The 6,178-nt window shown below is 71.8% G+C and carries 5 protein-coding genes; all 5 read right to left on the bottom strand.

Annotated elements, in window-relative coordinates; genetic code table 11:
* Positions 1-122: 122 nt before the first annotated feature.
* Positions 123-998: a geranyl diphosphate 2-C-methyltransferase gene (locus ACFYXS_RS14795; RefSeq protein ID WP_389247814.1), complete on the bottom strand. Its 876-nt coding sequence runs from the start codon at positions 996-998 to the stop codon at positions 123-125.
* 101 nt (positions 999-1,099) lie between these two features.
* Positions 1,100-2,158, bottom strand: coding sequence for a family 2 encapsulin nanocompartment cargo protein terpene cyclase (locus ACFYXS_RS14790; protein ID WP_389247812.1), 1,059 nt, complete (start codon positions 2,156-2,158; stop codon positions 1,100-1,102).
* A 34-nt stretch (positions 2,159-2,192) separates the two neighbouring features.
* Positions 2,193-3,635 carry a family 2B encapsulin nanocompartment shell protein gene (locus ACFYXS_RS14785; protein WP_389247810.1) on the bottom strand — a complete coding sequence of 481 codons (1,443 nt, stop codon included), beginning with the start codon at positions 3,633-3,635 and terminating at the stop codon, positions 2,193-2,195.
* 277 nt (positions 3,636-3,912) lie between these two features.
* Entirely contained in the window at positions 3,913-5,172 is a 1,260-nt protein-coding gene (locus tag ACFYXS_RS14780; RefSeq protein ID WP_389247808.1) for an MFS transporter, read from the bottom strand.
* A 156-nt stretch (positions 5,173-5,328) separates the two neighbouring features.
* The gene (locus ACFYXS_RS14775; RefSeq protein ID WP_389247806.1) at positions 5,329-6,162 is read right to left on the bottom strand and encodes a hypothetical protein; all 834 of its coding nucleotides are present in this window, start codon (positions 6,160-6,162) and stop codon (positions 5,329-5,331) included.
* Positions 6,163-6,178: the final 16 nt, after the last annotated feature.

Genomic DNA, 6,178 nt, shown 5'->3' with positions numbered 1-6,178 from the left:
CCGGCCCGCGGGGGGGCCTGGGCACCCCCCGCGCCCCCCCACCACACCCGGCGCGCCCCCCCCCGGGGGGGGGGGTCCCCCGCGGGGCGGGGAAACCGACGCACGGTCGTCCGGCCCTCGGGTCAGACGCGGTCGGCCACGATCATCAGGTACTGGAAGCTGCCGTTCTTGTAGGCCGTCACGAACGCGTCCTCGATGCCCGTGACCAAGTGGTCGGCCTCACTGCGCAGTTCCCAGTAGGGGAGGGTGGCGGGGGTCAGGTCCTCGACGTGGACCGGGACCAGTCGGTGGCGGGCCATGGCCCGGAAGTACTCCGAGCGCGGGTGGATGTCGCAGATGTAGTGGGCGTTGATGAGGGACACCTCGCGCGACGCCCGCCCGTAGGTGTCGTTGTAGCAGCCGGTGATCACCACGTAGCGCCCGCCGCGGCGCAGCAGCCGGGCGTGTTCGGCGAACAGCAGGTCCAGTTCGACGTACATGGTGGACTCGTTGTTCCAGGAGGCCGCGTACCCGCCGGTGGTGAGGCCGGTGTCGAGCATGTTGCGGTGGTGGTACCGCACCTTGGCGTCGATGCCGCGCCGCCGGGCCTGGTCGTTGGCGAAGTCCGCCTGCTTGGCCGAGATGGTCACGCCGTCGGTGTGGCACCCGTACCGCTGGTGCGTGACCACGCTGCCGCCGCCCCGCCCGCACCCGGCGTCGAAGGCCCGGTCGTCCGGTGAGAGCGGTCCGAGGTGGGAGGCGAGAAGTTCCGCCTGTGCCTGTTCCAGCCGGTGCAGTTCGCGGGTGATGAGCGTGCGGCGCAGGTCCGGGTCCGTCTCGTCCAGCACCGACCTGTCCGCGTCGCCCACGCCGTAGTGGTGGTGGTACAGGTCGTCGACCTTGCCGAGCTCGAGATTGACCGGGTTCTCCTCGGCGTTCCAGTAGTCCGCGACGCGGCGCTGGTAGGTGGACTGCGTCGGAACCGGAACGGACGTGGTGCCGGCGTGCACAGTGGTCAACGGTGACTCCTTGCTCTGGGACATCCGATGGTCGGTCAGCTCCCGGTCTGCCGGTCGTCCGCCGGTCGGGGACCGTGCGGGGACCGGGCAGGGACCGGGACTCACCAGTAGTGCGGCAGGTGGTAGCGGTGGGTGTTGGTGGCGTGCCACTCGTGGTTGCCGGAAACCCAGTCGGCCAGACCCCGGGCGTAGCGCTCGATCAGCGGCGAGGCGGCGGACACCACCGCGGACTCCGTCTCGAACGCCTCCATGATCTGGTTGTGGATCTCCACGCTCCTGAGATAGGCGTCCTTGAGACCGCACTTGTCGTTCGCGGCGACCACTTGGGGCAGGTTGAGATGGTCGGGATCGCTGGCCAGCTCCTTGGTGAAGGAGTACAGGTCGTTGACGATCGTCGTGGCGTTGCAGGCCAGCGCGGTGATCCGCTGGATCTCGGGACGGGCGTACACCGCCTCGGGGAGTTCGTAGCCGTCGACGGCGTCGACGATCGACAGGCAGGGGCGGAAGTTGTTGAACTGCCGCATCACCAGGTACTCCCAGACCTGGGGCATGTGCCGTGTCTGCGCCCAGGAGGCCTCGGCGAGGTAGCCCAGGTGCAGCCGGGCGACGTCGTGCACGAACCTGGTGGTCTGGCTGGGGCTGGCCAGGGCCGCGTAGTCCCGCAGGGCGTGGTGGTAGGCGCGCAGCGGGTTCTCGGCCCCGACCGCGCTCCGCCACTGCGCCTCGTGCTCCGGCGTGCTGTGCAGAGGGTCGAGGGCGGACTGCGCCACGACCAGCCGGCCGCCCAGGTGGCGCCGCGAGGCGCCCTTGCCCTCGTCCTCCTCGCAGTAGCAGCTGTCGACGATGTTCTCGGCGAGCAGCAGCTTGCCGGCGACGGTGAGGCGTTCCAGGTCGGCCGCCTCGGGATGCTGCAGGGTCACCGCACGGCCGCACTGGAACTGTGCGAAGTTCCCGCTCCATTCGGGAGGGAAGAGCTCCAGCGCGCGGGCCCAGGTCTCGACCCTCCGGTCGATCTCCGCGGCCTTCTCCGGGTCGGCGGGCGCTGCCGGACGGTATCTCAGCCCGGGAATGGCACCCTGGCGCCGGGCGGGCGCGGCCGGGGCGGGGTGGGGCGGGCCCGGCATGGTGAAACCGGCGGTGGTGTTCGCGGACGTGCTCATGGATGTGTGCTCCACCGGGGTCGGGTCGGTCGGGTCAGTCCGCGGTCCGGCCGAGCTGGACGTTCTCCAGGATCCCGGCGGCGTCGGGGACGAGAATGGCCATCGAGTAGTAGGCCGTGAGCAGGTACTTGGAGACCGCGGCCTCGTCGATACCCATGAACCGCACGTTCAGGCCCGGCTGGTACTCCTCGGGGATGCCGGTCTGGTACAGGCCGACCACCCCCTGGTCGGCCTCCCCGGTGCGCAGCGCGATGATGCTGCTGGTCTGGTCGTCGGCGACGGGGATCTTGCCGCAGGGGAAGATCGGGACGCCGCGCCAGGCCGGGACGTCGTGGCCGTTCACGCTCGCGGTGCCCGGCGTGAGACCGCGTCTGTTGCACTGCCGGAAGAACGCGGTGATCGCCTTCGGATGGGCGAGGAACAGCCGCGTCTTGCGCCGCATCGACAGCAGTTCGTCCATGTCGTCGGGGGTCGGCGGCCCGGTGAAGGTGCTGATGCGCTGGCCGTGGTCGACGTTGGCGAGCAGACCGAACTCCCGGTTGTTGACCAGCTCCCACTCCTGCCGCTCGCGGATCTCCTCCACCGTGAGCCGGATCTGCTGCCGGGTCTGGTCCATGGGGTCGTTGTAGAGATCGGCGACCCGGGTGTGCACCCGCAGCACGCTCTGGGTGAGGGACAGTTCGTACTCGCGCGGCCTCAGTTCGTAGTCGACGAAGCCGCCGGGCAGCGCCGGCTCACCGGTGTGGCCGGCCCGCACGGGCACGTCCGCCTCGCCCCGGCGGTTCACCGGCAGCCGTTGACGCTCCGCGTGCGCCGTCAGATGAGCGGCCAGCGACGGTACGCGGTCGGCCAGCTCCCGGACCGCGGGCGCGGGCAGGACCAGCACCACCCCCGAGGTCTCGGCCCGCACCGAGTTCGGCCACAGCGGATCGGTCCCGGTGATCGCCTCGTCGCCCAGCGGGGAGCCGTCCGTGACGACGCCGAGCGCCTCCTCCTGCCCGTACCGGCCGGCGGCGAGGCGGGTGAAGCGCCCGCGGACGACCAGGTACACCTCGGTGACCGGCTGCCCCGCCTCCACGACGACCTGCCCGGCTCCGACCTCCCGGGGCCGGAACCGGCCCGCGAGCTCCTGGAGGACCTCGGTGTCGGCGTAACCGCGCAGCGCGGGCAGTTCGGTCAGGGTCCGGGGAATCACCCTGATGTCGTCCGCGCCGTTGTGCTCGAAGGCGACGCGGCCGCGCCCGGTGCGCAGGTGCAGCCGCCGGTTGACCCGGTACGCGCCGCCCTTGACGTCCACCCACGGGAGCATCCGCAGCAGCCACCGCGAGGAGATGGCCTGCATCTGGGGCTCGGACTTGGTGGTGTCCGCCAGTTGACGTGCGGCCCGGGTGCCGAGGCTGGTGGGCACCCGGTCAGCGGGCGGGTCGAGAACGGATCCGTCGGTGCCGGGACCGGCGGCGCTGTCGGGTGCGGGCACGAGGCCTCCAGAAGGTCAGCGGAGTGCGAGGGGCAGGCGGAACACCGGTGTCACCACTGACGCCGGGCGGCACCTGCGGCCACACCAGCCAACAGCACCCCAGGGCGTACGAGAAGTGCGTGAAGGGGTCGCTTTCATGCGTAAAGGGTGCAAACCCCTTGATCGAGGATCATGGAGGAAGCGCGCACGCGAACGCGCGGGTGGAGTGATCCCATCCGCCGGTTTGACGTGGGAGAAGCCGTGCCAGGGCCGCCCGCTCCCCGGCGCCCGGCGGTGTCTACGCCTCGACGGGGGCGGTGAGCGCGGCCGGGGCGCGCGCCGGCAGGCGCCGTACGGCCGGGACGCAGAGCAGCGAGAGGGAGGCGGGGACCGCGACGACGGTCATCGCGAACAGGGTGGGCCGCACGCCGAGGGACGCCGACACCGGCCCCGCCAGGGCCAGTCCGAGCGGCATGAGTCCCGACGACAGCAGGAAGTCGTACGAACTCACGCGGGACAGCACCGCCTCGGGCACGTGCGTCTGCAGCGTGGTCTCCCACAGGGTGAAGAAGACGGAGACGGCCACGCCGGTCACCGCTTCGAGCACCGCGATCACGGTGAGCGATCCGCCGGATCCGATGACGACGGCCTGGCAGGACGCCACGGCGAGTGCCGCCGCGGCCACCGCCATGGGGCGCGCGACCTGGAGCCGGTAGGCGCACACGTCCCCGACGACGGCACCGGCACCGAAGGCCGCGACCACGACCGACCAGCTCGCCACACCGCCCCACTCGCGTGCGGCCAGGACGGGCCCCAGCACGAACACCGAGGGCAGCACGACGACGTGGTACACCCCCATGGCCGCCATCCCCGACCACACCCACGTGTTGCCGCGCACATGCGCCCAGCCGGCCCGCAGTTCCCCGAGGAAGGTCCCGCCGGCCGCGGGTCGCGCCGCATCGGGGGTCGCCGCACGAGGTCGCAGCCGGGCCAGGAACGCGGCGCTGACCGCGAAGGTCAGGGCGTCCACGGTCAGGGCGCCCCCCGGTCCGGCCAGGGCGATCAGGCCACCGGCCACGGCAGGGCCGAGCACGAGCCCCGACGACTGGACGAAGCCGCGCAGGGCGTTCGCCTCCCGCAGCCGGTCGGCCCCGACGAGCAGGGGCAGCAGCCCGGTCGAGGCCGGCATGAAGAACGCGTCCGCCGTGCCGAACACGATCATCAGCAGCGCGAGATGGGACACCTCGGCGACCCCGGTGAGCAGGAGCACGGCGATGAGCCCCTGCACGGCGCACCGCACCACGTCGGAGACCAGCATGATGCGGTGCCGCCGGAAGCGGTCCGCCCACACCCCTCCCACCAGCGTGAACAGCAGCATGGGCAGCAGACCCGCGGCGGTCACCAGCCCGATGTCGGAAGCGGAACCGCCCACCGAGAGCACGGCGAAGGGCACGGCGACGAACGACACACGGTCGCCCAGCACCGACAGGGACTGCCCCACGAACAGGCGGGCGAACTGCCGCTCGTCGCGCAGCACGGCAGGGACCAGGGATTTCACGCGGAGACCGATCAGGAACGGGAGGGACACGAGGGGGGAAAGCCCGATGATAAGGAGGCCGCCCGTCCGAGTCGCCTGATTTTGTCGGGCCCCCTGACCGCGGAGGGCTCGCGCCGGGCCCGCGGGACCCGCGATCCGGGCCGGCGCGCGGCGAGGCTATGCCGGATTCAGGAAGTCGCCGACGCCGGAGGCGTCCACCAGCAGGCCACCGCACCAGTCGACCAGCAACAGGTCGAACTCGCGCATGGCTCGTGCGAGGCCGGCCGCGCATTCCGCGGCGGCGCTGGGCCCGGGGGCGTCGGCGGAGGGCGCGAGGCACAGCACCGTGACGCGCCCCGCCTGGGACTGGCCGTACACGGTCAGCGGACCGGCGTCGACCGCGAACGAGTCGACCACGCGCCCCTGCTCGTCGCGGCAGCGGACGCCCGTGTACGACGTGCCGCCGACCGGCAGCAGCTCGAACAGCCGTCGCTGCGGCACTTCCGTGGCGAGGGGTGCGGTCGGCGCCCTGCGGATGTGGATCTCGTCGTAGACGTGTACGGACGACGCTCCCTCGCCGACCACCCGCGAATGCTGTCGGTGGATCCGCCGGATCGCACGCAGTTCGGCCTCGACCTGTCCCGCGAGCCGGCGGGACACCATCTCGGTCTGCCGCCAGTCGTCCTCGTGGATCACGAAGGGCTCGCCCGTACCGGTCGGCGCCTCGGCCGGCGGCAGGGGGTCGAAGAACGTCGGCAGGGAGTACCTGATCTCTCGCGGGTCCACCTGCTCGATCCGTCTCAGCACCAGTACGAGGCTGCCGCTCGCCAGGAATTCGGTGGCGGTCGGCGGATCCGCCCGGACGACGGTCCACGGCTCTCCGCCGAGGTCGAGACGCGTCGCGGGCTCGAACGAGTCGGGCAGTTGCCCCGCTGACAGCTCGGTCCGCGCGAACTCCTGACCTGTCCCGGCGTCCACGAGGACGACCCGCACGACCTCCGCAGGCGACATTGCCCTACCCCCACAC

The sequence above is a fragment of the Streptomyces sp. NPDC002574 genome (assembly GCF_042889545.1).
GTDB lineage: Bacteria > Actinomycetota > Actinomycetes > Streptomycetales > Streptomycetaceae > Actinacidiphila.
Note: the sequence above shows the minus strand (reverse complement) of the source record. Positions and strands in the feature narration are given on the sequence as shown.

Coding starts and splice junctions, on each gene's coding strand:
- ACFYXS_RS14790 (WP_389247812.1), bottom strand. CDS start 2,158: ATGAGCACGTCCGCGAACACCACCGCCGGTTTCACCATGCCGGGCCCG.
- ACFYXS_RS14775 (WP_389247806.1), bottom strand. CDS start 6,162: ATGTCGCCTGCGGAGGTCGTGCGGGTCGTCCTCGTGGACGCCGGGACA.